The 2184-nt window shown below is 45.8% G+C and carries 1 protein-coding gene; it reads left to right on the top strand.

Going from position 1 to position 2184, the window contains the following annotated elements; genetic code table 11:
* The first annotated feature begins 650 nt into the window (after nucleotides 1-650).
* Entirely contained in the window at nucleotides 651-2093 is a 1443-nt protein-coding gene (gene ltrA / locus V6C11_RS13180; RefSeq protein ID WP_333531655.1) for a group II intron reverse transcriptase/maturase, read from the top strand.
* The last annotated feature ends 91 nt before the right edge of the window (nucleotides 2094-2184 follow it).

Genomic DNA, 2184 nt, shown 5'->3' with positions numbered 1-2184 from the left:
TTTGTGCGACAGGCAGTCGCACCTGTCCCGTTAATAGTACGGGGCAAACTCATGTTATAAAGACAGCGGCTACGATACAGCAGTAAAAACGGGCCGGGAGTCTGGAAGCAGGAGGGTTCTCGGAGGTGAAAGTCCTCCCCTGGGAGTGCTGGCGCAAACCAGGAAGCTTAGTCTAGGGCAGTATCGTGAGGTATTGTCTGAAGGAGACGTGGAAGCTGAGAGGCCCACAAGCGGCTTGGCAGACCGAAATGCAAAAGCGTAAAACACAGCGGCTGGGCAAGTTGGCGACTGTGCGAAGAAAACAGGAAGCCCACCGGAAAAGGAGACGCCTACTCACATGAGCCAGCCGGGTAGGAGGTAGCTTGTCAAGTGATGGTGTTTGGTATGTCAAGAAGGAAGGTGAGACGACCCTGTGAGATCTCCATCCAAGCCTGCAAAGGGTGGTAGCATATAAGGTTATGCTGAAGTTGCTGCCACGGGTGGAGAAGTCAGACGGCCTCATAGTACGGAAGTAAGCTGCAGACCAAACTGCAACTGAACGGAAGGGGGTCGACCTGTGTGGCTCCAACTGGACTCACGTGTAATGAAAACGGGGACGTTACTGCGGTAGAAACGAACCGGATGAACACGAGAAAGGTGAGGAATAAGACGTGAACAAGGAACTCAAATTCAAGTGGCATAGTATTTACGGACAAATCCTATTTGACCGGAAACTAATGGCAGCATGGCGGAAAGTTGAAGAAAACAGTGGTGCCGGAGGTATAGATGGTGAAACCATCAAAAGCTTCAAGAAACATGAGGAAGATAAAATAGCGGACTTATTACAAAGGCTCAGAGCCAAGACATACAAACCGACAGCAGTACGCCGTCAATACATACCCAAGAAGAATGGCAAACTACGCCCATTGGGTATACCCAACATTGAAGACAGAATAGTACAGCAAGCCATCGTCAATGTACTCAGCCCCAAATGCGAAGAACACGTATTCCACAAGTGGTCATGTGGTTACCGGCCTGACCTGGGCATCAAACGAGTCATGCAGATAATTTTGTGGAACATCGAAATGGGATACAATCATATTTACGATTGTGACATCAAGGGCTTCTTTGATAATATCCCACACAAAAAGCTGATGAAAGTGCTTACTAAATATATCGCAGATGGAACGGTACTAGACATGATATGGGCTTGGCTTAAAGCCGGATACATGGAAAAAGGCAAATTCCAGCCCACAGATTCCGGCACTCCTCAGGGTGGCGTCATCAGTCCTTTGCTTGCAAATCTGTATCTCAACGAACTGGACTGGAGGCTGGAAGAGCATGGTGTACGGTTTGTCAGGTATGCAGATGACTTTCTCCTGTTTGCCAAAAGCAAGGAAGATATTGAGAAAGCAGCGGAAATAGCCAAAACAACCCTTGCTGAGTTAGGTCTAGAAGTCTCCATAGAAAAGACACGATTCGTAGACTTTGACAAGGATGACTTTAATTTTGTTGGTTTTAGCTTTAAACATTGGAGGGAGCGTAGAAAGGACGGTCAAGCGTATTTCATTGTAAGACCTACTGATGGCAACCTTAAAGATTTTAAGGCTAAGATAAAAGCCAAGACAAGAAAAACCCTGACATTAAGCAAAGAGAAATGGCTGGAACAGGTAAACCCAGTAATACGGGGCAAAATCAATTTCTTTCTTATTGTCTATCAAGCAATTAAAGAAAATGAGAAATATGGGCAAAAGAGCCGCTGTTTTCATAATTCCTTCGGAAAAGAATTAGACGCCATAGACGCCTACACCCGCCAGCGTCTAAGGGTAGCAATGATTCATGACCATCCAACGCAAAGAAAAGGGCACGTTATGAAAACAAAATGGAATAACAAGTTCTTTGCTCGCATAGGATTAATTCCCTCTATGTGGCTCTACTACAGTAAGCAATTTGGCTACACATTGCAACAATACATCCAGCGTATAAGCAAAAAGGCCAAAACGAAATTAGAACGCAAAATGCAGAGGGCAAAAGAAAAAGGCCAGGATTATTATACTCCTGACCGAGTTCGCAAAATGCTGTATGCCCAACGAGTAGCGCAGTACACTTTATAACGTCAAATCACACTTGGTAAGCCGTATGCCTTAGTAGGGCACGTACGGTTTGATGAGGGGGAAGCCAGGAGACTGGTTTCCCTACTCTATT

The organism is Desulfotomaculum sp. 1211_IL3151, from assembly GCF_036763075.1.
GTDB lineage: Bacteria > Bacillota > Desulfotomaculia > Desulfotomaculales > Desulfotomaculaceae > Desulfotomaculum.
The sequence above is the reverse complement of the archived record's forward strand: the minus strand, read 5'-3'. Positions and strand labels throughout refer to the sequence as shown.